Source organism: Blautia sp. MSK.20.85 (assembly GCF_013317245.1).
Lineage (GTDB): Bacteria > Bacillota > Clostridia > Lachnospirales > Lachnospiraceae > Blautia_A.
In genome coordinates this window covers 86,971-112,393 of sequence record NZ_JAAIUN010000006.1, presented here as the reverse complement: position 1 = coordinate 112,393, position 25,423 = coordinate 86,971, and the positions used below count along the sequence as shown (strand labels likewise).

Below are 25,423 nucleotides of genomic sequence, written 5' to 3'. Positions count from 1 at the left end.
TACCGGGGCAGTTATTTTAGTGAAGTGGATTGTGAATATCCACTTCACATGTAAAGGGCAGGAGATTTTACTGGTAAACCATCATCGGATAATGATATTCAATTAATGGTTTATTCGGGACGGAATTAAAGTAAAACATGTACTTGAATTATGCAGATCAATGTGACTGAGTGCATCCAATGCACCATCACTCAGGTTATGGAATCAACTGAGCAGTCTGTATAATGTATGTACTTTGGTATGTGCCATGATGGTGTGTCTCGGAATTCAGAAAAAAGGAACCCGGCTTTTAAGAAGTGGAGTTTATTTATTTACGATCATGGAGTGGGTGTCTGCAGTTGGTTTTGGAATGTTTCCGTTAAGTGACAGCGGATATGCTGGAACATTTCAGGATCAGATGCACATTTTGTCAACGGTAATCGTTGTATTGTTATCTATCATATCACTAATCTTAATCATTATTTCCGGGATAAAAAACAGAAGCTGTTGTTCCTATGGGGTATTTGCAGGAATAGCACTTGGAATGATGATGGTTGGTGCATTAGGTATGAACATTGTTCCGAAAGAGTATTTTGGAATAGTCGAGAGGTTCAGTGTTTTTGCAGCAACAGGTTTTCAGGCGGTTTTGGGAATGCACCTTTATAGGATGGAATTAAATAATTAAAGGAGACGAGGAAGAGTGAAATCAATCATAACGGATAAATGGATTTTATGTCCAGAGTGTAAAGCGAAAACAAGGACGCAGGTTTTGGAAAACACAGAACTAAAAAATTTTCCTTTGTTTTGTCCGAAATGTAAAAAAAATTTTATTATCAATGTAAAAGATCATATAGTGGAATATAAGAAAGACGCCAGACGCTAAGACGCAGAGCAGAAATAAAAAATTTTTGCCTGTGTCTTTTTTTGTACAATAAGCAGGAAAACCGCTGATAAAAGATTTGTTTATATGAAAATTAGAGACAAAATAAAATAAGCTATCTGTGGAGAAAGCAGGAATATAATTGTGAGTAAATACAAGAAAAACAGAAAACATAAGAAAAGGAAATATTCAGTCTTGAAATACGGGCTATTGACAGTAGTGGCTTCTGTAGCTTTGCTTGGGAGTATTTATTCTTATTTTGGCGGACTGGGAACGGGAAAATGTGCCGATATAAATGAATTTGAAAAATATGCGGTAACAGTTGAAGATATTTCAATTCCAGAACAGGCAAAGATTGTTGCATTAGGTGAAGCAACTCATGGAAATCAGGAATTTCAGCAATTATTTGTGTTGGGTGCGGGAACATCCAGTAAAGTCGATCTGTAAAGAAACAAATATTTTATATGGAACTCAGGATGAAATGATCCCGTATAAGATTGTAAAGAGATTTTCGGAAGAAAATAATTGCCGACTGAATTTTGTGGAAAATGGGCAGCATTGGCTTCATACAGACAGGGAAGTAGCGGCTATGCGGAAGTGGGAACAGACCGTATTGGAAGAAAGCAGGAGTATAATTCCAAATAAATAAAGAATTGCATCAAAATATGATATATCCACTAAAAAATAGAGAGAAATAAAATAATGAACAAAAAAATCAATCATCCGGTATTTCAAATCAACGACAGTACCTGGGGACATCTCATAAAAACGGTAAATCCCGATACTTATACCATCGAGTATGGGCACATTGCAGGTTTTTCATCAAAGGAAGAAGCTGAAAAAAGTTACAGGGAGTATGTGAATTCTTATCAGACGCAGATTTTCAGATTAAAAGGATCCAGAAACATGCCTTCCGTTTGCAGATTCCTTCCAAAAAGAAAAATTATCGTAACCAGATAAAGGCATCTTCGAAAGTTCCAGTCGGTAAAATTTATGAAAATCCGTTTGACGACGATTATCTGCTTGAACTTATGGAATAATCTAGGTATAATAGGAACATTATGGGGTGTTCAGAAACTCCAGGTCAAAAACTCTTATGGCAGCTTGAAAAAAGTTTGTGACCAAATAGATTTTTTGATGAATGATAAGCTCCAAAAGTGCTCACAGTTTTGTACACTTTTGAAGCCTGTTCAAAGACAATAACTGCATACTCATCCTTAAATTATATACCTGTTTTTGTTGAGTATGTACAAAAAATTGAAAGGATAAAGATGAGAAAGTTAGCATTAAGTGATAAAATTTTACTTAAAGTTGATAAGGCCGCCCGCTATATCGGTGGCGAAGTCAACTCTGTCATGAAAGATAAAAATGAGGTAGATATCCGTTTTGCAATGTGTTTCCCGGATGTCTATGAGATCGGCATGTCAAATCTCGGCATGATGATCCTCTACAACATGTTCAACCAGCGTGAGGACGTATGGTGTGAGCGCCTTTTTTCTCCATGGCCGGATCTGGATAAGGTGATGAGAGAACAGAATATCCCGTTATTTGCACTGGAGTCCCAGGAGCCGATCCGTGATTTTGATTTCCTTGGGATCACTCTTGGTTATGAAATGTGTTATACCAATATCCTCCAGGTACTGGATCTCAGCGGGATTCCGCTGAAAAGTGCGGACCGTGGTGAGGATTTCCCGATTGTGATCGGTGGTGGTGCCTGTGCGTATAATCCGGAGCCGTTGGCGCCGTTTTTTGACCTGTTTTATATTGGAGAGGGCGAGACGGTTTACGATGCTCTTTTTGATGCTTATAAGGCCAATAAGAAGGTCGGGGGCAGCAGGAGAGATTTCCTTCTGGCAGCAGCTAAGATTCCGGGAATTTATGTTCCATCTCTTTATGAGGTTACCTATAAAGAAGACGGCACGATTGCGTCTTTTGTACCAACTGAGGAAGGTGTTCCGGAAAAAGTCCAGAAACAGCTGATCATAGATATGGAAAAAGAATATCGTGCAGTGGAGGCACCGGTTGTTCCACATATCAAGGCTACACAGGATCGTGTGACTCTGGAAATCCAGCGAGGATGCATCCGTGGATGTCGTTTCTGCCAGGCAGGAATGATCTACCGTCCTACCCGTGAACGTGATGTTGAAACTCTGAAAGAATCCGCACGGGTCATGCTGAAAAATACAGGACACGAAGAGATTTCCCTCAGTTCTTTAAGTTCCAGTGACTATTCTCAGTTGAAAGAACTGGTGAATTTTCTGATCGAGGAGTTTCATGGAAAAGCGATCAATATTTCTCTTCCGTCCCTCAGGATCGATGCCTTTGCGTTGGATGTTATGAGCAAAGTGCAGGATGTAAAGAAAAGCAGCCTGACTTTTGCACCGGAGGCAGGTTCACAGAGACTTCGTGATGTTATTAACAAAGGACTGACAGAGGAAGTAATCCTCCATGGCGCTGGCGAGGCGTTTAAAGGCGGCTGGAATCAGGTAAAACTTTATTTTATGCTTGGCCTTCCAACAGAAACAGAAGACGATATGAAGGGAATCGCACATCTGGCTCAGAAGATCGCGGAAACCTATTATGAAGTGGTTCCGAAAGAACAGAGGAAGGGCAAAGTACAGATCAATGTCAGCACCTCTTTCTTTGTACCGAAACCGTTTACACCATTCCAGTGGGCACCGATGTATACAGAGCAGGATTTTGTGGAAAAAGCCAAAGTGGTTAAGAGTGAGATCCGTGCACAGCTGAACCAGAGAAGCATCCGTTACAACTGGCATGAGCCGGATGTAACAGCACTGGAGGGATTCCTGGCACGAGGTGACAGACGATGTGCAGATGTGATCCTGAAAGCTTATGAAAAAGGTGCTCTCTATGATGCATGGACAGAAAATTTTGATTATGGTATCTGGAAAGAAGCTATGGCTGAATGTGGCGTGGATATGACATTCTACACACTTCGTGAAAGAAGCCTGGATGAGATCCTTCCATGGGATTTCATTGATACTGGTGTCAGCCGTAAATTCCTGGAGCGTGAATGGCAGCGTGCAAAAGAGGGTGTTGTGACAGAAAACTGCCGTCAGAAATGTTCTGCATGTGGAGCTATGAAATTTAAAGGAGGTGTCTGCCTTGAAGGTAAGAATTAAATTCAGTAAAGAGGGTCCTATGAAGTTTGTGGGACATCTGGATACCATGCGTTATTTCCAGAAGGCGATACGCCGTGCAGAGCTTCCAGTGGCTTTTTCGGGAGGATACAGTCCCCATATGATCATGTCTTTTGCAGTTCCTCTTGGAGTTGGAATGGAAAGCCTGGGAGATTATTTTGACTTGGAGATGGCAAAAGACATGGCTACGTCTGAGATTGCGGCTCGTCTGGATGAACAGATGGCAGAGGGGATGCATATCGTAAGTGTCCGCAAGGTAGAGGATGGAAAAGCTGGTAAAGCGATGGCGCTGGTGGCAGCAGCAGATTACCTTGTGGAGTTCCGGCTGGGCAAGGAGCCTTCTATTGAATGGAAAAGCCGAGTGGAAGAATTTCTGGCACAGCCGGAGATCAAAGTGACCAAGCAGACCAAGCGCAGTGAAAAGGAAATCGATCTTCGACCGAATATCTATAAAATGGAAGTAAGGGAGAATGGCTTCTTTTATATGCTGGCATCTGCAAGTTCCAATTACACGAAACCAGAACTGGTAACAAATACATTCTTCAAATGGCTGGGAGAAGAACTTCCGGAATTTGCCTTTACAGTGAAACGTCTGGAAATGTATGCAGACCAGGGAGAAAATGCAAGCCCGCGTTTTGTAACGCTGGAATCATTAGGTGAGGAAATTGAGTAAACTGATCATAACAAGGATGGAGATCCATGATGTTCCGTGTACAGTTGCGGCTCTTATTGAAGAGGAACGGATTGTGGAGGTCCGGCTGGAATCCGATCAGGAAAAATCCATTCTTGGAAATATCTATACCGGACAGGTTGAAAATATCGCATCCAATATCCAGGCGGCTTTTGTCCAGATCGGATCTGGAAAGAGATGTTACTATCCCCTTGCGGAAGCGCAGAGAGCTGTTTTTTCCGCAGGAAGAAAAGGAAACGGACCATTGCGGCCGGGAGATGAACTTCTGGTCCAGGTGAGCAGGGATGCCATGAAGGGAAAACTTCCTGCACTGACGTCTAATCTGAATTTTACAGGAAGATATCTTGTTCTTACCACAGGAGATAAAAAATTTGGCCTGTCTTCCAAACTGACACAGGAAGACCGTCATCGTCTCAGCGGATGGCTGAAAGAAGAAGCAGACCGCCCGGATAAAGAATTCGGGATCATTGTCCGTACCAATGCCGCAGATGCTTCCAAAGAAGAAATCCTGAAGGAACTGGAATGGCTGAAGGGCCGTTACCATAAAGCTGTGGTTCAGGGACGGAACCGTACCTGCTTCAGCCTTGTTCTGGAGACCGAACCATTTTATGTGGCGGCTGTACGGGATGCCTATGGCCGTGATCTGGATGAGATCATCACCGATGTGCCCGAGATCAGGGAAGTGATTCAGGGATATCTGGAAGAGATCAGTCCAGAGCTTAAAGAAAAGCTTCGTTTTTATCAGGATAAACTACTTCCTCTTTATAAGTTGTATCGTGTGGAAACGGCACTGGATACGATCCAGAAGGAAAAGGTATGGCTGAATAGCGGTGGTTTTCTGGTGATCCAGCAGACGGAGGCTTTTGTATCGATTGATGTAAACAGCGGAAAATATACCGGAAAGAAGAAAATGGAAGAAACTTTCCGTAAGATCAATCTGGAAGCTGCAGCGGAGATCAGCCGGCAATTACGGCTTCGGAATCTTTCAGGCATTATCCTGATCGATTTTATCAATATGGAAAACCCGGATCACAGAGATGAACTCTTCCATGTTTTACAGAAGCTTCTCAGAAAGGATCCGATAAAGAGCCGGGCCATTGATATCACGCCATTACACATCCTGGAAATGACCAGAAAGAAAGTAAGACGCCCTGTGATTGAAGATATCCGGGAAATTGCAAAAAAATAATAAAAATGTCAAAAAAACTATTGACAGAACAGTAAGTCGCTGTTATGATAATCGAGTATGCCGCACAAAGAGGTTAAAGAGCTTCAGTTTTAAGACAGAAGCCACCGAATTTGGCGAGTAAATAATTAGGAGGTGCCACAGATGTACGCAATTATTGCAACAGGTGGTAAACAGTACAAGGTTGCCGAGGGTGACGTAATTAAAGTTGAAAAGCTCGGTGTAGAAGCTGGTGAAACCGTAACATTTGACAACGTAATCGCAGTTAGCAATGACGGATTAAAAGTTGGCGAAGATGTAAAAGATGCCAGTGTTACCGCTTCTGTAGTTGAAAACGGTAAGAATCGCAAGGTCATCGTTTACAAATACAAACGCAAAACTGGATATCACAAGAAAAACGGACACAGACAGCAGTACACCAAAGTTAAGATCGAAAAGATTAACGGTTAATCTGGTGTCATCATGATTACAATTAAAGTCAGAAAGAAAAACGGATCTTACGTAGAATTTATTTCGAAGGGACATGCCGGTTATGCGGAAGCTGGACAGGATATTGTCTGTGCTGCTGTGTCTGCACTGATTATTACCACTGTAAATTCTCTTGAGAAGTTTACAGATGATAAATTTGATGTGCAGGAAAAGGATGGATTTGTTTCCATTCATTTCAGAAATGATCTTTCTGAACGGGGGATGCTCCTTATGGATTCCTTACTTCTCGGTCTGACGGAAATTGCTGGTAGTTATAACAATCGATATTTGACAGTAAAAGTCAAGGAGGTGTAACAACAATGATGAAGATGAACCTTCAGTTATTCGCACATAAAAAGGGAGTTGGTTCTACAAAGAACGGTCGTGATTCCGAGTCTAAGAGATTAGGTGCGAAAAGAGCAGACGGACAGTTTGTAAAAGCCGGAAACATTCTTTACAGACAGCGCGGAACCAAGATTCACCCAGGTGAAAACGTAGGCTGCGGTAAAGACTATACTTTATTTGCACTTACAGACGGAGTCGTAAGATTCACAAGAAAAGGTCGCGATAAGAAACAGGTTTCTATCGTTCCTGTAGACGCAGAGTAATGAAATAGGTAAAAGGCTTCAAATCGATCCGGTTTGGAGCCTTTTTTTGGAATAGAGGTGTAATATGTTTGCAGATAGAGCAAGGATCATTATCCGCTCCGGTAAAGGCGGCGACGGACATGTAAGCTTCCGCCGTGAGCTGTATGTGCCGAATGGTGGCCCGGACGGCGGCGATGGCGGTCGTGGCGGTGATGTGATTTTTGAGATCGACGAGGGGCAGAATACTCTCGGAGACTACAGACACAGAAGAAAATATAAAGCTGAGGATGGCCAGGAGGGCGGTAAAAAACGCTGTCATGGCGCCGATGGCAAAGATGTTGTCCTGAAAGTTCCGGAAGGAACGGTCATCATGGATGCGGAATCCGGCAAGGTCATTGCGGATATGTCCGGTGAGAACCGCAGACAGATCGTGTTAAAGGGCGGCCGTGGCGGAAAAGGCAATCAGCACTACGCAACAGCTACTATGCAGGTACCGAAATACGCACAGCCAGGACAGCCGGCTCAGGAGCTTGAAGTTCTCCTTGAGCTCAAAGTGATCGCTGATGTTGGTCTAGTAGGATTCCCGAATGTTGGTAAATCCACTTTCCTTTCCCGTGTGACCAATGCACAGCCGAAGATCGCCAACTATCACTTTACAACATTAAGCCCGAATCTTGGCGTTGTAGATACGGATAACGGCGGTTTTGTTATCGCAGATATCCCGGGACTGATCGAGGGTGCATCGGAAGGTGTGGGACTTGGACATGAATTCCTCCGTCATATTGAGCGTACACGAGTTATCATCCACATTGTAGATGCAGCTTCCGTAGAAGGTCGTGATCCGGTAGAAGATATCCACAAGATCAATAAAGAGCTGGAAGCTTACAATCCGGAAATCGCGGCAAGACCGCAGGTGATCGCAGCCAACAAGATCGACTGTATTTTCGACGATGGAGAAGAAAACCCCATCGACCGGCTGAAAGCAGAATTTGAACCGCAGGGTATTTCTGTATATCCGATTTCAGCAGTTACCGGACAGGGTGTCAGAGAGCTTCTTTTCCATGTGAAAGAGCTTCTGGACAAGAGTCCTATGAAACCGGTTGTGTTTGAACAGGAATTCTTCCCTGAAGATGTTCTGGTAAATGAGAATCTTCCGTTTACTGTGGAACGCAGTGAAGAAGATCCGGAAGTCTTTCTTGTGGAAGGTCCTAAGATTGAAAAAATGCTTGGCTATACAAATCTGGATTCTGAGAAGGGATTTGCGTTCTTCCAGAGATTCCTGAAAGAAGGCGGCATTCTGGAAGAACTGGAAAAAGCAGGTATCCAGGAAGGCGACACAGTTCGTATGTATGGCTTTGATTTTGATTATTATAAATAAGAGGTATGACAAATGACAAGTAAGCAGAGAGCATATTTAAAAGGTCTTGCCATGACCATGGATCCGATTCTTCAGCTTGGCAAGGGAGGTCTTACTCCTGAAAATACTGCTGCTGTTGAGGAAGCTCTTGCAGCAAGAGAGCTGATCAAGATCAGTGTTCTTCAGAACTGTCTGGAAGACCCACGTGAAATGGCACAGGTCCTTGCAGAGAGAACAAGATCTCAGGTAGTACAGGTGATCGGTAAAAAGATCGTTCTCTACAGAGAAGGTAAAAAGGATAAGAAAAAGATCATTCTTCCGTAATTTCGGGAGGTCATAATTGAGCAAAAAAGTAAAAAAAATAGGAATCATGGGCGGCACTTTTGATCCCATTCATATGGGGCATCTGATCCTGGGAGAAAAAGCCTATGAACAGCTGGGCCTTGATAAGGTTTTGTTTATGCCCTGTGGAAATCCCCCGCATAAACGAAACCGGAAAGGCCGGGCTACCGATGAACAGCGTGCAGAAATGGTTCGTCTTGCCATAAAGGACAATCCTCATTTTGAGCTGTCTCTGATCGAGATGCATGAGGAAGGCTATACGTATACTTACCGGACGTTGGAACAGTTGAATGCAGCGAATCCGGATACAGAATATTATTTTATTATCGGTGCGGATTCCCTTTATAATTTTGATACCTGGAGGGAACCGGGACGCATCTGTCAGGAAGCAGTGCTGGTAGTAGCAACCAGAGATCATACCCCGTTAAAGGAGCTTGATCAGCAGATGGAACTTCTGGCACAGAAGTACAGCGGGAATTTTATCCGATTGGATACGATGAATATTGATGTTTCCAGCGAGCTTCTCCGTTCCTGGCATAAAAGTGGACAGAGTCTCCGCTACTATGTTCCTCAGCCTGTGATTTCCTATATTGAGAAAAACGATATATATAAAGGAAATGATTCAGATGGGAAAATATGATTTTATCAAGATAAAAAAGAAACTTTCCAAATATCTGGATGAAGCCAGATTTGAGCATACGATGGGAGTTATGTACACCTGTGCCGCACTTGCCATGGTTTATGGTTATGATCTGGAGGATGCACAGGCTGCTGGTCTTCTTCATGACAGTGCAAAGTGCATTCCTAATAAAAAGAAACTGAAACTGTGCAGCCAGCATGATATTCCGGTATCAGATTTTGAAAAGGATCATCCATTTCTTCTTCACGCAAAACTGGGGGCTTATGTGGCCAGCAGTAAATATGACATTAAAGATGAAGAGATCCTGACAGCGATCACGTATCATACGACAGGAAGACCGGGAATGAGTCTTCTTGAGAAGATTGTATATATCTCAGATTATATCGAACCAATGCGTGACAAAGCCCCGAATCTTCCAAAAGTTCGAAAGATCGCTTTTGAAGATCTGGATGAGTGTATGTATGAGATTTTGAAAGATACACTGGAATATCTGGAGGAAAATCCCAAGGAGATCGACAGTACGACCAGGGATGCTTATGTTTATTATAAAGACCTCCATGACAGAAAAATGCAGGATGCAGCCAACAGACAGGAGGATTAAAATTCTATGAGTATCGAAAAAGAGATGGTCCGGATCGCCTGCAAGGCACTGGATGATAAAAAAGCAAAAGATATCAAGGTCATTGATATCCATGAGGTTTCCGTGATCGCAGATTATTTTGTGATCGCAAGTGCTTCTAACCAGAATCAGGTACAGGCTATGGTTGACAATGCAGATGAAATGCTTGACCGTGCCGGATACGAGGCAAAACAGATCGAGGGAACCAGAAACTCCAGTTGGGTTCTTATGGATTACGGTGATATGATCATTCATATCTTTGACGAAGAAAACAGACTGTTTTATGATCTGGAGAGAATCTGGAGAGACGGAAAGATTCTTGACGCACAGGAATTTCTGGCAGAGGGTGAAGAATAAATTTTGTTTTAAAGTTTACTGTAAAAACATTATGTAAACCATGAAAGGCAAAGAATAACTTCGTATAGAGTCAAGCGGATATTCGCAATCCGCTTCGCTACTTACTTGATTTGGTTAAACAAGCTGAACAAAAAATGCGGTATCCTTTAAACAGATACCGCATTTTTGCTGCTTTCATATAACTGGAAACTGCAGTTTAAGAAAAGAAGCGGAACACTCCAAATACCTTGCCAAGGATTTTCAGGTTTCCAGTGATAATAATCGGTTCCATATTGTCATTTTCCGGCTGAAGACGATAATAACCATTTTCTTTATAGAATGTTTTGACTGTGGCAGAATCATCAATCAGAGCAACTACCATATCTCCGTTTTCGGCGGTGGACTGCTGTTTTACAAGCACCTGATCGCCGTCAAAAATACCTGCGTTGATCATACTGTCACCTTTTACTGTTAACATAAAGCTCTGTTCATTTGGCATATATTCTGCCGGGATTGGAAAGTAGGCATCAATGTTTTCGACAGCCAGGATCGGCTGTCCGGCTGCAACGGTACCTACAAGTGGGACATTGACAACCTCACGGCGTACCAGATTGAAATTATCGTCTATAATTTCAATTGCACGGGGTTTGGTTGCATCTCTGCGAATATATCCGTTTTTTTCGAGAGCTTCCAGGTGAGAGTGAACAGAAGAGGTGGACTTCAGATTTACTGCTTCACAGATCTCACGTACAGAAGGCGGAAAACCTCTGTTGAGAATTTCATTTTTCATGTAATCCAGTATTTCCTGCTGTTTTTTGCTGATTCTGCCATATGTCATATGTATTTACCTCCCTGGGTTAAAGTTTATCTGCTGCCGGATATGATATGACAGCGTCACGAAATTATATTTTGAATATTATAACATACTTTTGCGAAAATAGCAAACGGATATTCGGAAAGTATGTTCGCCCGTTTTAGAGCTTGTATTCAGGAAAAGAAAATGTTACAATAAAACGGATTTTAAGAGATGAAAGATGTAAAGGAGGCATTCATTTGCCTGATAATAAAACGCATTCCAGCAGCACACCTGGAATACTGGCAAAACTTCGTAAAATTTTTGGTCTGAACATTGGAACGGTAATGTTTGGAGCGATACTTATCTATATGATTTTCAGTGTGATTCTTTATCTTACGGCTTCTCATATGGAGTCCTATCAGGTTCCGTCAGGTCCTTTGTCCATGAATGAAACATACACCGGATTGTCTATTATGACAGAAAATGTAGTACAGGCAGATGCTGGTGGGTATGTTACCTATTATGCAAGAGAGGGAACCAAGATCAATGCAAATGGAGCTGTATACAGTTTAAACAGCTCCAAGGCTGCGGGCAGCGGTTCTTCTCTGAGTAAGGAGGAGCTGACGGATATCCGCAGTAATATGCAGAGTTTTTCCAAAGGGTTTGATGCAAGTAAATTTAACAGTACATACAGTTTTAAATATCAGCTGAACGGAAGCATTCTTCAGTATGCTTCTGATAACTCCAGTGTATCTACGACCAGTACAGTGAACGAAGACGGGGAGGAAGTTACAACAACTACAACAACAGCTTCCAGTGACCCGAATATACGTCGTGCCCAGACAGACGGTATTATTTTGTATTCTACGGATGGATATGAATCCAAAACCGTCGATACCGTTACAGCAGCTGATTTTGATCAGAATTCTTATCAGGAAACAGATCTGAAAACAGATGGCCAGGTAAATGCCGGAGACGATATTTATACAATTATCACGGATGAACGATGGAGTCTTTTGATTCCGTTAAGTGAAAAACAGGCTGCCAATCTGAAAGACCGCACATCCATACGTGTTAAATTTTTAAAAGATGATCTGACTCAGACCGGAGATTTTTCCATTAAGGAGATTGATGGATCTAAATATGGAAAGATTGATTTCAATAAAGGTCTTATCCGTTATGCATCGGATCGTTTCCTTGAAATAGAACTGGTTACCAATAATGTGACCGGACTGAAAGTTCCGTTATCATCTATAGTAACGAAGGAATTTTATGCAATTCCCTCGAAATATATGACAACGGATAAAGATACACAGCAGTCAGGCTTTATGCTTTCAGGCAGAAACAAAAAAGGAAACAGCATTACAACGTTTATAAATACGGGTATTTACGGACGTGATGAGGCTACGGATGAAAAAACACAGAAAGTAAGTTATATTTATTACGTTGATAAAAGTAAATTCAATGAAGGCGATGCAATCATTGATCCGGACAGCGGAGAAAAGTTTGTAATCGGAGATACAGAAGTTCTGGAGGGCGTTTACTGCATCAACCAAGGGTATGCTGTATTTCGCAGAATTGAAATTCTGGATGAAAATGAAGAATACGCGGTTGTTTCCAAAGAAACATATAATGGACTTGTCAGATATGACCGTATTGTAAAAAATGCAGATAAAGTAAGTGAACAAGATATACTCTATTAATAAAGGAGGCTTTCGGCTATGGTAGCGGAAAATTTAGTACAGGTACAAAAAAATATTGAAGAATCCTGTAAGAAGGTAAATAGAGATCCGGGAGAGGTGACACTTATTGCTGTCAGCAAAACCAAACCAGTGGAAATGCTTCAGGAGGCTTATGCCGCAGGTGCACGTGTTTTCGGAGAAAATAAAGTACAGGAGATTGTGGATAAATATGATCAGATGCCGTCAGATGTTCAGTGGCATATGATCGGACATCTTCAGCGCAATAAAGTAAAATATATTGTGGATAAGGTTGCGATGATTCATTCTGTAGATTCTCTTCGACTGGCTGAAACCATAGAAAAAGAGGCAGAGAAAAAGGATGTAGTCGTACCGATTCTTATAGAAGTAAATGTAGCTCAGGAAGAGAGCAAATTTGGATTAAAGCCGGAAGAAGTTTTGCCGTTTATTGAACAGATTGCAAGTTTTCCACATATACAGATCAAAGGTCTTATGACAATTGCTCCTTATGTAGAAAATGCTGAGGAAAATCGTGAAATTTTCCGTGAACTCAAGAAATTAAGTGTTGACATTGCAGCTAAAAACATTAATAATGTTACTATGAGTGTTCTGAGTATGGGAATGACCGGAGATTATATGGTCGCCGTGCAGGAGGGCGCTACAATGGTGCGTGTAGGTACCGGTATTTTCGGTGCAAGAAATTACGCAATATAAGACTAATAAGATTGGAGATTTAAAATGGGCGTTTTAGATAAATTTTTAGATGCCATCAAACTGAACGACGATTATGACGATGACGAATTATTGGATGATAGTATTCTTGAGGATGAGGACGATTATGATGATGACGATTTCCTCGATGATGACGATGATATGGAAGAGAAGCCAAAGAAGAAATTCTTTGAGAAGTTTTCCAAGAAAAAGAATGTAGAAGAGGAAGACGATTTTCTGGACGATGAGCCGGAGGAAGAACCGATGAAGGTTTCTGCCCCAAAAGTAAGTGCAAAAACAGCTGCTGCCAAAGCTCCTGTAAAACAGGAACGTGTTTCCAGACCAGCGCCTTCGTCTAAGATCACACCTATGCGTACAAGTAAACGTTCCTCACAGTCAGTAAATATGGAAGTGTGTGTAATTAAACCAACTACTATGGAAGAGGCAAGAGAGATTGCAGATACACTTGTTGAAAATTCTACAGTGATTCTGAATCTTGAAGGAATTGATGTGGAACTTGCTCAGAGGATCATTGATTTTACTTCTGGAGCATGTTATTCTCTTGGAGGAAGTCTTCAGCAGGTATCCAGCTATATTTTTGTACTTGGACCATACAATGTGGATATTACCGGTGATCTTCAGAATATCCTTGGAGGATCTGTACCATCTGTAAGAGTGGGTTACTGATTCCATGGATAAAGAAGAACTTTTTATCAAGAGAATCCGTGAGTTGGCAAACATGGCATATCAGCGGGATATTACCACATTTACGGATTTTCTTAATTTAAATGAACAAAATATTTTAAACAGTCAGAATTTTCATAAGCTGGGCGTAACAGCAGAAAGTTTTGGAGGATATGAAAATGCAGAGCGTCAGATGGTAGCCTTTCATTCTGATGCTCTTACTTTTACATGGGAATATCCCATTGATTGCATCCGCCTGGAGCCCAAAGCAGTAAAATTTTCGGAAGATTTGACACACCGGGATTATCTTGGAGCAATACTGAACCTTGGCGTTGACAGAAGTGTTGTGGGTGATATTCTCATAGAAGACCATACGGCGAGTTTCTTCTGCCTGCATAGAATGACAGATTTTTTTCTGGAGAATCTGTGCCGTGTAAGACATACCACCGTTGTGGCTTCCAGGATAGAAGACCCCGGTGAATTTCCACAGCCGAAAATGACACCAATTACAGGTACCTGTGCTTCTGTACGTCTGGATTTATTGATCGCACTGGCTTTTGGGACGTCAAGAAGCAGTATTGTACATTGTATTGAAGAAGGTCTTGTATTTGTAAATGGAAAACTGATTACATCCAATGGCTATGAGCCTAAAGAAGGCGATATTATATCCGTTCGAAAAAAAGGACGTTTTATTTTTGATGGAGTATCCCGCCGGACGAAAAAAGGACGTCTCGGTGTACGTATTCTGCTTTATATCTGACAGCAAGGAGGAAAACGCGATGGCTGAATCAAAATTACTTGTAAAGCGTGAGGGGGATTTTAGATATCCAATCTGTTTTGAAGAGGATTTTTCCAATCTGGCTCAGGTTATGAGAGAAGAAGGACTTGCGGACAGAAAAATCTGTATTGTAACAGATTCTAATGTAGGTCCATTGTATGAAGCACCTGTAAAAAAAGCTTTAAGTGAAGTAAGCTCTGATATTTCCGTGTTTACTTTTGAGGCCGGAGAAAAAAATAAAAATCTGGATACCGTTTCCAGCTTGTATCAGGCACTGATTAGTAACGGACTTGATCGAAAAAGTCTTCTTGTTGCTCTGGGTGGCGGTGTTGTAGGTGATCTTACCGGATTTGGAGCGGCTACTTATCTTCGGGGAATTGATTTTATTCAGGTTCCAACGACGTTACTTGCTCAGGTAGACAGCAGCGTTGGTGGAAAAACAGGAGTAGATTTCCAGCAGTATAAAAATATGGTTGGAGCTTTTCATCAGCCACGTCTTGTTTATATGAATATGAGTACTCTTTCTTCTCTGCCGGCAGAACAGTTTGCGTGTGGAATGGGTGAGATCCTGAAAACAGGACTGATCTGTGATGAAGAATTTTTCCGTTTTGTATGCCGTGAGCAGAAAGAGATTAAAAAGCTGGACATGAAACGGATTGCCAGAATGGTACGCAAATGCTGTGAGATCAAAGCTGGTGTTGTGGAGCGTGATCCAAAGGAGCAGGGAGAGCGTGCACTTCTCAACCTGGGACACACCGTAGGTCATGCGGTAGAAAAACTCAAGAATTTCACCTTGCTTCATGGGCAGTGTGTGGGAGCCGGACTGGTAGCTGCGGCGTATCTTTCCATGAAACGAGGACTTTTGACAGAAGAAGAATATCAGGAAATTCGTCAGGGATGTGCGGACTATGATCTTCCTGTACATGTAGATGGCCTTATTCCGGAAGAAGTTCTTTTGGCAACAAAGAAAGATAAAAAAATGGAACAGGGTCATATTAAGTTTATCCTGATGGACGGCATCGGAAAAAGTTTTATTGACAAAACAGTTACCGATGAAGAACTGTTATCCTGTATTCAGGAGATAACTTTATGATCAGCCGTGTTAACCATCATCAGAAAATGTCTCCTGGCAAATGTCTGGCAGGGGATATTTTCCTGATGATCTTACTTGTAGCCGCAGATCAGGTGGCGAAATGGCTGTCATATCTGTATCTGAAAGGGCAACTGTCGATTTCGCTGATTCCCGGTGTACTTGAACTTCATTATCTTTATCCGGAAAACAGGGGAATTGCTTTTGGAATGTTTCAGGGAAGTGTACTTTTCTTTGCAATTGTAAGTGTGCTGTTTCTGGGAGTGATTCTCTATGCATGGATCCGTATTCCAAAAGAGCGTTTTTATCTGCCGTTACTTACGATTGCTACCGTACTTGCTGCCGGTGCTCTGGGAAATTTTATTGATCGTTTTTTCAGAGGATATGTGATTGATTTTATCTATTTCTCCCTGATTGATTTTCCGGTGTTTAATCTGGCAGATATTTATGTGGTTGCAAGTGGGATTTTTCTGATTCTGTTTGTGTGTACCAAATACAGAGATGATGATTTTTCATTTCTGAATATTAAACGGTGATTTGGTCAGAGGATGATGGATTCATCTGATTTTGCAGGAGATATAAAATGGAAATATACGATTATACAGTAGAAAAAGAAGAATCAGGTATACGAATCGACCGCTATCTTGCAGAAAAAGACAGCGGTCTTTCCAGGTCGTTCATTCAGAAACTTCTGAAAGATGGACAGATTACAGTTGGGGATAAGGCTGCCAAATCCAATTATAAGGTCAGGGAAAACGACAGAATTCATCTGGAGATTCCGGATTCCAGTGAACCGGATATTGTTCCGGAGGATATTCCGCTAGATATTCTTTATGAGGATGAAGATGTGCTGATCGTTAATAAGCCCAAAGGAATGGTGGTACATCCTGCTGCCGGGCATTATCAGGGAACACTGGTAAATGCGGTTATGGCCCATTGTGGTGACAGCCTTTCCGGGATTAACGGGGTGATGAGACCTGGAATTGTCCACAGAATTGATAAAGATACTACCGGTGCGCTTCTGGTGTGCAAGAACGATACGGCCCACCGGGATCTGGCAGAACAGCTGAAATGCCACAGTATCCGGAGACGTTATCGTGCAGTTGTACAGGGAAATCTGAAAGAGGACGAGGGAACCATAGAAGGTCCTATCGGACGTCATCCAACAGATCGTAAAAAAATGGCCATCAATTACAAAAATGGGAAAGATGCGGTAACACATTACAAAGTACTGGAACGTTTTGGACAGGCAACCTATGTGGAATGCCGGCTAGAAACAGGGCGTACCCATCAGATCCGCGTGCATATGGCCAGCATCGGACATCCACTTCTGGGAGATACGGTATATGGGTCTTCAAAAAATCCCTATCATCTGGAGGGACAGGCTCTTCATGCAATGATTCTTGGGTTTGTTCATCCACGTACCTGTGAATATATGGAATTTACAGCTCCACTTCCGGAATATTTTGTTAAATTGCTGTCAAAATTGCGAAAATAACTGGAAAACTTGTGAAATATATTGTATAATAGCTATATTAAAGAGGAAGCGGAGCTTATATTTGTAAATTCGCTGAATCGGAACAGAAAGGATGTGGCTGTTATGAGTAACAATACAACAAGTTCTATTATTACAATCGGTCGTAAATATGGTAGTGCCGGAAGACAGATCGGTCAGGAAGTTGCCAAGTATTTTGGAATTAAATGCTATGATAAAGAGCTGCTGGAGCACGCAGCCAATGACAGTGGAATCTGCAAGGAACTGTTTGAGCATCATGATGAGAAGCCGACAAACAGTTTTCTTTATTCTCTTGTAATGGATACGTATTCTTTTGGATATTCATCAGCAGGGTTTACAGATATGCCTATGAACCATAAGATTTTCCTTGCACAGTTTGAGGCGATCAAGAAGCTTGCTTCAGAAGGCCCCTGTGTAATGGTAGGCAGATGTGCAGATTATGCACTTGCAGATAATCCGGATTGTTTCAGCGTATTTGTCCATGCAAACCTTGACTGGCGTATCAACCGTATTTCCCAGAAATACAATAAGAACGCCAAAGAAGCCAAAGACATGATCAACAAAACAGACAAGAGCCGTTCCAGTTACTATAATTATTACACCAATAAGAAATGGGGATCTGCCGACAGCTATAATCTTTGTCTGGACAGCAGCAAGCTTGGTATTGATGGAACTGCAAAGGCCATTATTGAAGCCATTCACATTTATGACAGCCTGAAAAAATAAACGTCAGATTTTTATAGGCACCCTGCCATTTTATGGCAGGGTGTTTTCGGTATCAGCGAAAAAATACAGACAGAATTCATCCTTATGAGTTTTGAGAGAGAATGTTTATGCTTTTTTTAGACACAAACCGGAGATGCTATGTTATAATCACATGGTGGAGGAAATTACTATGAAAATTCGTTGGAATCATCGCTACGTGCAGTTAGGTGTGACTGCATTTCTGGTCATTGCTGCCAGTATTTTATTTTATTACGGGATTTTCCATATGAAATCCCTGGTTACCGGAATTAAAACATTTTTCAGCATTATGGCGCCGATCATTTATGGAGCCGCCATAGCATATCTGTTAACCCCCATTGTTAATTTTCTGGAGCGGAAGATTATTTTTCCTATTTTTGAAAAAAGACACAAAACCCTTCAGAAAAAGGGCAGAAAAGTAGTACGCTGGATCTGTGTAATTCTTTCTGTGTTTTTTATGTTCCTGATCATTTATGCCCTTGTCATGATGATCCTTCCGCAGTTGATCCGAAGTATCATGAATATCATCTACAGTTTTCCTCATTATGTAAATGTTGTGGAGAACTGGCTGAATTCCGTTGTGGAAAAGGGCTGGAAGCTGAATCCGGATATGATCAGCCAGATCAACCAGTATTCCAGCAGATTGCAGGAATATCTGACAAATACGATCCTTCCTCAGATGCAGTTCATGATGAAAAACATATCTGCGAGTTTTCTGGATCTTCTTGTTTTTTTGAAGAATTTCCTTATTGGAGCGATTGTATCACTTTATATCCTGGCAGATAAAGAGGGATTTGTTGCAAAGGCCAAAATGGCTACCTATGCGGTTCTTCCGGCCAAATGGGCGACTTTTCTTGTTCATTCCATGCGTTTTACGCATAAGACTTTTGGCGGATTTATCAGTGGCAAGATCCTGGATTCTGCAATTATCGGTGTATTGTGTTATGTGGGAACATCCATCATTGGAACGCCATATGCGATTCTGGTCAGTGTGATCGTTGGCGTGACAAACGTTATCCCGTTTTTTGGACCATATCTTGGAGCGATTCCGTGTATTCTTCTTATTTTGCTGGTAGATCCGATTCAGAGTCTGTATTTCCTGATCTTTATTCTGGTTCTTCAGCAGTTTGATGGAAATATTCTTGGACCTAAGATTTTGGGGGAATCTACCGGATTGTCCAGTTTCATGGTCATTGTTGCAATTATGGTTGGCGGTGGTTTATTCGGAGTTCCGGGAATGATTGTCGGCGTTCCGGTTTTTGCGGTTCTGAATGCGGCTGTATGGAAGCTGATCGGACGTAGCCTTGATGAAAAAGAGATGTCTGCAGATGCTGAGTTTTATAAAGATATTGACTGTGTAGATCCCGTTTCCGGAAAAGCGTTGCCCATGCCGGTAAAAGAATCTGCAACAAAAGCAAAAATGCAGGCAGTTGCAATAAAAGCAGAAAAACACAGAGTGTGGACAGGAGCATGGAACGAAATCAAACGAATGTTTGCATTTTTGGCCAAGTTTGTCCAGGCAAAATATATAGGTTTTCGACTGAAACAGAAAAACAGACGGAGGAAGAATAAACGATGAAATTTGTAATTCAGCGTGTAAATCATGCAGAAGTTAAAGTAGATGGAGAAACAGTTGGAAAAATTGGAAAAGGATTTCTTGTTCTGATCGGCGTTGGCCGTGGGGATACCAGGGAAGATGCAGACTGGTATTTGAAAAAACTTCTGGGACTTCGTATTTTTGAGGATGAAAATGGAAAGACCAATTTATCCCTGGCAGATGTAAACGGGGAATTGCTTTTGGTTTCACAGTTTACTTTATATGCAAACTGCCGTAAGGGAAATCGTCCAAGTTTCATAGAAGCCGGTGCGCCAGATGAAGCAAATAAATTATATGAATATATTATTTCAGAAGCCAGTAAACAGGTTCCGGTTGTGGAACACGGAATTTTTGGTGCAGATATGAAAGTATCTCTGGAAAATGACGGACCGTTTACCGTTATTTTTGATGAAAACCTCAGAGGGTAACGACAAATAATAATAAAAAGTGCTTCCATAAGGAGGCACTTTATTTACTTGAAAATTTATCAAAAACAGGCAATTTTGCAGGAAGTAGCTGTTTATACTACCCATCTATTTGAAAAACTCGGGTTTGTCGTATAGATATAGATGAGTGAGTAACTACTTCTTATGAGGGATTTCTGGTTATCCCAATCTGTTCCTGGTTTTCTGGAAATATGGTTGTTTTTGTGATAATATAAAATAGGTTTGTGACAATTATTATAAAGGAGTTTTTATGGAGAATAAAATTACTTACCACGAACAAAATGACATTGACAATGTTTTAAAGCTTCGAGAAGTTTTGAAAACGCTTCCTCCATTTTGCCGGGATTATTTTCGTGCTATTGATGCAACCACAACGACCAAGACCAGAATTTCCTATGCGTACGATATCCGCATATTTTTTCAGTTTTTATTAGATCAGAATCCAATGTTTAAAGATAAAACAATGAAGGATTTCACGGTGGATGTCCTGGACCAGATCAAGGCTGTTGATCTTGAGGAATATGAAGAATATCTGAAGGTTTATAAATCCGCGGACTCTTCCAAAACCGAAACAAACGGCGAACGCGGTGTCAAACGTAAAATTTCTGCGCTGCGGAGTTTTTATGCTTATTATTATAAGCACGAAATGATCACCACGAATCCGTCAGTTCTTATTGATGTTCCCAAGATCCATGACAAAAGTATCATCCGCCTGGATACAGATGAAGTCGCTCTGCTTCTTGATTATATTGAACATTGTGGGGATACTCTGACTGGTCAGAAACGTATGTATTATGAAAAGACAAAGGACAGAGATCTTGCTATTGTTACTCTTCTCCTTGGTACGGGAATTCGTGTGTCTGAATGTGTCGGACTGGATGTTGAGGATGTGGATTTCAAAAATAACGGGATCAAGGTCACACGAAAAGGTGGAAATGAGATGGTCGTTTATTTTGGTCCGGAGGTAGAAAAAGCTCTGAAAAAATATCTGGAAGTGCGGGAAAATATTACACCTCTGGCCGGCCATGAGCATGCACTCTTCTATTCTACCCAGCGTCGCCGGATCGGTGTCCAGGCTATCGAGAATCTGGTGAAAAAATATGCCAGAGAGATCACAACTACCAAAAAGATCACGCCTCACAAGCTGCGAAGTACATATGGCACAGCGCTTTATCAGGAAACCGGCGATATTTATCTTGTAGCGGATGTTCTTGGACATAAGGATGTCAATACTACCAAGAAGCATTATGCGGCTCTGGACGATGCCAGGCGGCGTCAGGCGGCCAAGGCTGTACGGCTTCGTGAGGACTGATAAGCTGCGTAGCAATTATTTGGTTATGAGCAAGTAGCGAAGCGGATTGCGAATATCCGCTTGACGTATCCTGAGATGTATGGGTGTAAATAATAATATAGAGGTGGTTGGTTCACATAATATACGTTATGTAAATCGACCGCCTCTATATTTATATACGTTTTATATCCACTATTAAAACAGATATAGAATATTATTTATCAAAATCCGTTTCAAATACGCCTTCTGGAGTACGCATGGTAAGAACACCCAGATTAAACTCGCTGTCCATGATCGTGATATGATATTCAAAGATCACATCATCATCAAACTTGGAAAGCAGCACATAACTTCCGTTTTCCTTTCCGTCAATCTGATCACAGATGTCATCGTAAACCTCTTCTCCGGAAATCTTTCGCGGGTATCCGCTTTCCTTGATCTTCTCCTCGATCGCTTTATATAATTCTTCCATACTTTATCCATATCCTTTCTGAAATTAATTTGCTGATAAACCAGATATGTTTTTATCATACCAGATTTATCAGCAAAAATCAGCAAATATTTGGTTGTTTCCGATAAATTTTCAGAGAAATACAGGCTGTATAATTTGTATCATATGAAGGATCTTATTTCTTCTCGTAAAGGAATTCTTCCGGCAGAGTTACTTTGAAATCTTTTGCAAGGGCACGGAAATCATTCGGTGTGATAGTCTGCAGTTTCTGTGGAGCCATGGATAAGATCTTAACCAGAATCTCTGCGGATTTTTCAACAGTATGAAGAAGGCCGAAGGTCAGGTCAAAGTCCTCGCCGGAGCAGAACATTCCATGATGTGCCCAGATGACGACGTCATATTTTTTCATCAGTTCTGCGGTTTTGACAGCGATATCTCTTCCGCCTGGAACCATCCATCCGATGACACCAACACCATCCGGGAATACTACCGGACACTCCGTTGCAGATTCCCAGAGTTCACGGGTGAATACTTTGTCATCCAGAGGAAGAACAAAGGTAAGTGCAATGGTATTGGTAGTATGTGCATGGTAAATAACACGATGTTTTCCGTTGGTAAGTTTTTTCTTTACTTCATGGTTCATCAGATGAGTTGGAAGCTCACTGGTCGGACGGCCACCTTCCACCAGTCCCCAGCGAATACGGTAATTTGTTCCTGTTTCGTCAAGCTCGATGATCGCAAGACATACTTCCGGGTCAACGATAATATTACGGAAATATTTGCCGCTTCCGGTTACCAGGAAAAACTCTCCTGCAAGCCCCGGAACTTCAACACCAATAGGGATCCACTCTCCTGGGGCGTTCAGTCGTGGACGGATCATCTCCACTTCTTCTGCTTTCAGACGATAGCTTAAGTTTCCGCCGTTTCTCTCATGCCATCCCTGCTGATATCCATCATCCGCCATTTTGATAAAGCCCTGTACAAATTTAGATTCAAGAATTTTCATATTATATTCCCTCCGTGTTTATATGTGGTTTGTTGTTGAGATTTCAATCTTTTTATATTGTTTCTTGTTGTTTGTGGCTTTATTATACGACCGATGATGTGGATTTGTAAAGACCTTTTTTGAAAAAATGTCAACAAATCCACACTCACAACACAAAAAACATTGTAAGCATTCAACAAACCACATAAAAGTAAACATAAAGCAACAAAAAAGCAAACAATCAATGGAAATATCATGTGATTTGAATGTGGTTTGATGTTGTTTTATAATGTGGAATTTATAATATTGTAAGAAAAGAAAAAGCAGGAACATTTTCGTATTCTGTAGCTTAAATACTTATACGAAAATATTCCTGCCAGTTTAACCGAATCAGGCAAGATATCCATCTGCTTCTGTATGTGCAGCCTTTTTCTGAAGCATACTGAGATAAGAAGTCTGTACAGTATCTGACATGTGATATCCCAATATGGCAAGAAGATCTTCCATCCTGGATAAAATTTCTTCCCGTTCGCTTTCCTGCTCTGCGATCACTTCAAGCTCCAGAAAGTCTCCAAGTCCCTCTACCTGATCCAGACAGGCGGTAAATCTGCCGCATTTCAGGTATTTTCGCAGTTTTATAACCGACGCTACAGGAGAAAAATCCAGATGGATGAGAATATTTTTAAGCACTTCTGTATCGGATACTTCTGTTTCCAGTTCCATTCGGGACATGGAGACTTTATCCAGTTTTGGACCTTTAAAATTAATCTGAGTTTTGGAAATACCGGATCTGCAGTCTGTGCTTGTTCGGATTCGCAGTGCTTCATCACGTTTTTTCACATCATGGTAGATGCTGTTAAAATAGGTATCTTCTTCCCTGATTTCTGCTGTCTCATGAAATCCCTGATCTGTCAGAAGTTTCAGAGTTTCCTTAAGATTCTTTAATGGAAGCTTGACCTCAATTTCAAACTGATCCATGCTATTACTTCAGAATTTCAGATTTTTTGTTCAGAAGTGCTTCGCAGGCTGCACATGCCGGGCAGTCACAGTATTTTGCACCTGCAGCTTTGATCTCCTCAGCGTGAGCCAGGATCTTTTTTGCGCCATCTGCGCCAAATACCTGAGCACCCATGTCAGAACCTGCAAAAGAGATCAGTCCGTCGATGGGCATGATATCTGCTTCCAGTTCTTTTACGTAAGCAGTTGCCGCATCTGCTTCTTTCTCAGTTCCTGCAGCATCCAGATAATTCTGTGCCGCTTCTTTTACTTCTTTGCATGCAGAGGGTGCCTGAAGAAGATCCTGTGTTAATTCTTTGATTGTTTTTGCCATGGTAATTTCTCCCTTCTGATTATAGCATTCCCGGAAATGATTGTATCAGGTTGAACTGTACAAAACATGAATTGCTGGAATTGCTATAGTAACAGATAAAATCTTTCTGTTATGTATTTATAACAATATCATACCACAACTCTGGATTATTTGCAGAAAATATTGAAACGTTTTTTATAATGGCATGCAGGAGCATCCGATCCCCAGCCCGTCCGGACCAATATGGCAGGAAAGACCAAGGGAAAGATCATCACACATCACATCCATTCCCGGAAAGCTTTCCCGGATCTGTGAGATCCAGTCTGCGGTAACTTCCGAAGTACTGCTGGATGCAGCCATAAGATATATTTTTCCGGCCTCATATTCTTTTTTGAAAGTTGTTTCCAGTTCGTTGTGCATGGCATCGAGCATGGCTTTTCTCGATTTCTTTATGCCTCTGCATTTCTGAAAAATATCCAGCTTACCGGTCCCAAATTTCATAACCGGTTTGATATTGAGAAGATTTGCGGCCAGTGCTGTGGTGGCATTGATGCGTCCTCCTTTTTTCAGATATTCCAGTGTACTTAAGCCAACATAGATCACGGTTTTTTCACGGGAAGCCTCCAGGATATCCTTGATCTGCTGTGCTGTATATCCATCTTCCACCAGGTCTATTGCATCCAGAATAGAGCGGTGAAGAGGTGTGGAAACCCGTCCGTTATCTACCACAAACACTTTATTATCGTATTTTGGTTCCTGCAACAAGGCAGAAGCAGTCATGCAGGAACCACTTAAACTGCTGCTTAACGGAATGTAGAGGATCTGCTCATAAGATGAAAGCATTTCGTCCCACATTTCCATAACCTCCTGAGGGGAAGGCTGTGAAGTTGAGACATCTGCTCCTTCACGGAGTTTTTCATAAAATCCTTTTCTGGAAAAATTTAAGTCTTCCTGAAAAAGTTCTCCGTTCAGATAAAAAGGCATGGGAAGAACATGAATATCCAGTTCCTCTGCTTCCTTTTTTAAAATACCGCTGTGGCTGTCAGCCATAATTCCAATTTTTCTCATATCATATTTTC

The 25,423-nt window shown here is 41.5% G+C and carries 32 protein-coding genes; 26 read left to right on the top strand and 6 right to left on the bottom strand.

All coding sequences use genetic code 11. The annotated features are described in order from the left end of the window. Nucleotides 1-166: 166 nt before the first annotated feature. From G5B12_RS05330 to rsfS, 15 genes are all read left to right on the top strand, one after another. A complete protein-coding gene (locus G5B12_RS05330) occupies nt 167-664 on the top strand; it encodes a DUF998 domain-containing protein (protein ID WP_174087882.1) in 498 nt (165 codons plus the stop codon). A gap of 15 nt (nt 665-679) precedes the next feature. Then, the gene (locus tag G5B12_RS05325) at nt 680-862 is read left to right on the top strand and encodes a cysteine-rich KTR domain-containing protein (RefSeq protein WP_243003902.1); all 183 of its coding nucleotides are present in this window, start codon (nt 680-682) and stop codon (nt 860-862) included. Nucleotides 863-1,003: 141 nt separating this feature from the next. Then, nucleotides 1,004-1,306 carry a hypothetical protein gene (locus G5B12_RS05320; protein ID WP_174087858.1) on the top strand — a complete coding sequence of 101 codons (303 nt, stop codon included), beginning with the start codon at nt 1,004-1,006 and terminating at the stop codon, nt 1,304-1,306. A gap of 255 nt (nt 1,307-1,561) precedes the next feature. Beyond that, on the top strand, nt 1,562-1,819 hold the full coding sequence (locus G5B12_RS05315; RefSeq protein ID WP_021978052.1) for a hypothetical protein: 258 nt from the start codon (nt 1,562-1,564) through the stop codon (nt 1,817-1,819). A 311-nt stretch (nt 1,820-2,130) separates the two neighbouring features. Continuing rightward, nucleotides 2,131-4,002: a TIGR03960 family B12-binding radical SAM protein gene (locus tag G5B12_RS05310; RefSeq protein WP_174087857.1), complete on the top strand. Its 1,872-nt coding sequence runs from the start codon at nt 2,131-2,133 to the stop codon at nt 4,000-4,002. Then, nucleotides 3,977-4,693 carry a TIGR03936 family radical SAM-associated protein gene (locus tag G5B12_RS05305; protein WP_334295259.1) on the top strand — a complete coding sequence of 239 codons (717 nt, stop codon included), beginning with the start codon at nt 3,977-3,979 and terminating at the stop codon, nt 4,691-4,693. Before G5B12_RS05310 ends, G5B12_RS05305 begins: the two co-directional genes overlap by 26 nt. Further along, the gene (locus G5B12_RS05300; RefSeq protein WP_334297790.1) at nt 4,677-5,900 is read left to right on the top strand and encodes a ribonuclease E/G; all 1,224 of its coding nucleotides are present in this window, start codon (nt 4,677-4,679) and stop codon (nt 5,898-5,900) included. Before G5B12_RS05305 ends, G5B12_RS05300 begins: the two co-directional genes overlap by 17 nt. Nucleotides 5,901-6,041: 141 nt before the next feature. Beyond that, entirely contained in the window at nt 6,042-6,347 is a 306-nt protein-coding gene (gene rplU / locus G5B12_RS05295) for a 50S ribosomal protein L21 (RefSeq protein WP_015525170.1), read from the top strand. 12 nt (nt 6,348-6,359) lie between these two features. Next, a complete protein-coding gene (locus tag G5B12_RS05290) occupies nt 6,360-6,680 on the top strand; it encodes a ribosomal-processing cysteine protease Prp (protein ID WP_021978048.1) in 321 nt (106 codons plus the stop codon). A gap of 5 nt (nt 6,681-6,685) precedes the next feature. Continuing rightward, a complete protein-coding gene (rpmA, locus tag G5B12_RS05285; protein WP_015525168.1) occupies nt 6,686-6,973 on the top strand; it encodes a 50S ribosomal protein L27 in 288 nt (95 codons plus the stop codon). A 64-nt stretch (nt 6,974-7,037) separates the two neighbouring features. Next, entirely contained in the window at nt 7,038-8,330 is a 1,293-nt protein-coding gene (gene obgE, locus G5B12_RS05280; protein ID WP_021978047.1) for a GTPase ObgE, read from the top strand. A gap of 12 nt (nt 8,331-8,342) precedes the next feature. Beyond that, the gene (gene yhbY / locus G5B12_RS05275; protein ID WP_021978046.1) at nt 8,343-8,633 is read left to right on the top strand and encodes a ribosome assembly RNA-binding protein YhbY; all 291 of its coding nucleotides are present in this window, start codon (nt 8,343-8,345) and stop codon (nt 8,631-8,633) included. A gap of 16 nt (nt 8,634-8,649) precedes the next feature. After that, nucleotides 8,650-9,291 (top strand): nicotinate-nucleotide adenylyltransferase, encoded by a 642-nt coding sequence (nadD, locus tag G5B12_RS05270; RefSeq protein WP_148446960.1) that lies wholly within the window; start codon nt 8,650-8,652, stop codon nt 9,289-9,291. Next, the gene (gene yqeK, locus G5B12_RS05265; RefSeq protein WP_021978044.1) at nt 9,278-9,892 is read left to right on the top strand and encodes a bis(5'-nucleosyl)-tetraphosphatase (symmetrical) YqeK; all 615 of its coding nucleotides are present in this window, start codon (nt 9,278-9,280) and stop codon (nt 9,890-9,892) included. The genes nadD and yqeK overlap by 14 nt, the downstream gene beginning before the upstream one ends. Before the next feature lie 6 nt (nt 9,893-9,898). After that, complete coding sequence (gene rsfS, locus G5B12_RS05260) at nt 9,899-10,267, top strand: ribosome silencing factor (protein WP_174087855.1); 369 nt, start codon at nt 9,899-9,901, stop codon at nt 10,265-10,267. A gap of 196 nt (nt 10,268-10,463) precedes the next feature. Here rsfS and lexA read toward each other — a convergent pair whose 3' ends face one another. Next, a complete protein-coding gene (gene lexA, locus G5B12_RS05255; RefSeq protein WP_021978042.1) occupies nt 10,464-11,084 on the bottom strand; it encodes a transcriptional repressor LexA in 621 nt (206 codons plus the stop codon). A 215-nt stretch (nt 11,085-11,299) separates the two neighbouring features. On the opposite strand from lexA, the gene G5B12_RS05250 reads away from it, so the two are divergent. The 11 genes from G5B12_RS05250 (at nt 11,300) to G5B12_RS05200 (ending at nt 21,620) form a co-directional block, all read left to right on the top strand. Continuing rightward, entirely contained in the window at nt 11,300-12,745 is a 1,446-nt protein-coding gene (locus G5B12_RS05250; RefSeq protein ID WP_244096045.1) for an HlyD family efflux transporter periplasmic adaptor subunit, read from the top strand. A gap of 18 nt (nt 12,746-12,763) precedes the next feature. Beyond that, on the top strand, nt 12,764-13,456 hold the full coding sequence (locus G5B12_RS05245) for a YggS family pyridoxal phosphate-dependent enzyme (protein WP_174087854.1): 693 nt from the start codon (nt 12,764-12,766) through the stop codon (nt 13,454-13,456). A 24-nt stretch (nt 13,457-13,480) separates the two neighbouring features. After that, entirely contained in the window at nt 13,481-14,140 is a 660-nt protein-coding gene (locus tag G5B12_RS05240; RefSeq protein WP_021978039.1) for a cell division protein SepF, read from the top strand. A gap of 4 nt (nt 14,141-14,144) precedes the next feature. Beyond that, nucleotides 14,145-14,897: a YlmH/Sll1252 family protein gene (locus G5B12_RS05235; RefSeq protein WP_174087853.1), complete on the top strand. Its 753-nt coding sequence runs from the start codon at nt 14,145-14,147 to the stop codon at nt 14,895-14,897. Nucleotides 14,898-14,916: 19 nt separating this feature from the next. Then, a complete protein-coding gene (gene aroB / locus G5B12_RS05230; protein WP_118063860.1) occupies nt 14,917-16,008 on the top strand; it encodes a 3-dehydroquinate synthase in 1,092 nt (363 codons plus the stop codon). Continuing rightward, nucleotides 16,005-16,541 carry a signal peptidase II gene (lspA, locus tag G5B12_RS05225; RefSeq protein WP_021978036.1) on the top strand — a complete coding sequence of 179 codons (537 nt, stop codon included), beginning with the start codon at nt 16,005-16,007 and terminating at the stop codon, nt 16,539-16,541. The genes aroB and lspA overlap by 4 nt, the downstream gene beginning before the upstream one ends. Before the next feature lie 47 nt (nt 16,542-16,588). Continuing rightward, complete coding sequence (locus G5B12_RS05220) at nt 16,589-17,503, top strand: RluA family pseudouridine synthase (RefSeq protein WP_021978035.1); 915 nt, start codon at nt 16,589-16,591, stop codon at nt 17,501-17,503. A 102-nt stretch (nt 17,504-17,605) separates the two neighbouring features. Beyond that, a complete protein-coding gene (locus tag G5B12_RS05215; protein ID WP_021978034.1) occupies nt 17,606-18,247 on the top strand; it encodes a cytidylate kinase-like family protein in 642 nt (213 codons plus the stop codon). A 169-nt stretch (nt 18,248-18,416) separates the two neighbouring features. Continuing rightward, nucleotides 18,417-19,844 carry an AI-2E family transporter gene (locus tag G5B12_RS05210; protein ID WP_174087852.1) on the top strand — a complete coding sequence of 476 codons (1,428 nt, stop codon included), beginning with the start codon at nt 18,417-18,419 and terminating at the stop codon, nt 19,842-19,844. Beyond that, entirely contained in the window at nt 19,841-20,290 is a 450-nt protein-coding gene (gene dtd, locus G5B12_RS05205) for a D-aminoacyl-tRNA deacylase (RefSeq protein WP_118063858.1), read from the top strand. The genes G5B12_RS05210 and dtd overlap by 4 nt, the downstream gene beginning before the upstream one ends. A gap of 268 nt (nt 20,291-20,558) precedes the next feature. Next, a complete protein-coding gene (locus tag G5B12_RS05200; RefSeq protein WP_021978031.1) occupies nt 20,559-21,620 on the top strand; it encodes a tyrosine-type recombinase/integrase in 1,062 nt (353 codons plus the stop codon). Nucleotides 21,621-21,813: 193 nt separating this feature from the next. Here G5B12_RS05200 and G5B12_RS05195 read toward each other — a convergent pair whose 3' ends face one another. The 5 genes from G5B12_RS05195 to G5B12_RS05175 form a co-directional block, all read right to left on the bottom strand. Then, nucleotides 21,814-22,071: a hypothetical protein gene (locus G5B12_RS05195; protein ID WP_021978030.1), complete on the bottom strand. Its 258-nt coding sequence runs from the start codon at nt 22,069-22,071 to the stop codon at nt 21,814-21,816. Between the two features lie 154 nt (nt 22,072-22,225). Next, a complete protein-coding gene (rhaD, locus tag G5B12_RS05190) occupies nt 22,226-23,056 on the bottom strand; it encodes a rhamnulose-1-phosphate aldolase (RefSeq protein ID WP_118070038.1) in 831 nt (276 codons plus the stop codon). A 369-nt stretch (nt 23,057-23,425) separates the two neighbouring features. Continuing rightward, the gene (cyaB, locus tag G5B12_RS05185) at nt 23,426-24,013 is read right to left on the bottom strand and encodes a class IV adenylate cyclase (protein ID WP_118070036.1); all 588 of its coding nucleotides are present in this window, start codon (nt 24,011-24,013) and stop codon (nt 23,426-23,428) included. Nucleotides 24,014-24,017: 4 nt separating this feature from the next. Then, a complete protein-coding gene (locus G5B12_RS05180) occupies nt 24,018-24,365 on the bottom strand; it encodes a hypothetical protein (protein ID WP_021978027.1) in 348 nt (115 codons plus the stop codon). Nucleotides 24,366-24,539: 174 nt separating this feature from the next. Then, nucleotides 24,540-25,412, bottom strand: a complete 873-nt coding sequence (locus tag G5B12_RS05175) for a DegV family protein (RefSeq protein WP_174087851.1) — start codon at nt 25,410-25,412, stop codon at nt 24,540-24,542. Between the last annotated feature and the right edge of the window lie 11 nt (nt 25,413-25,423).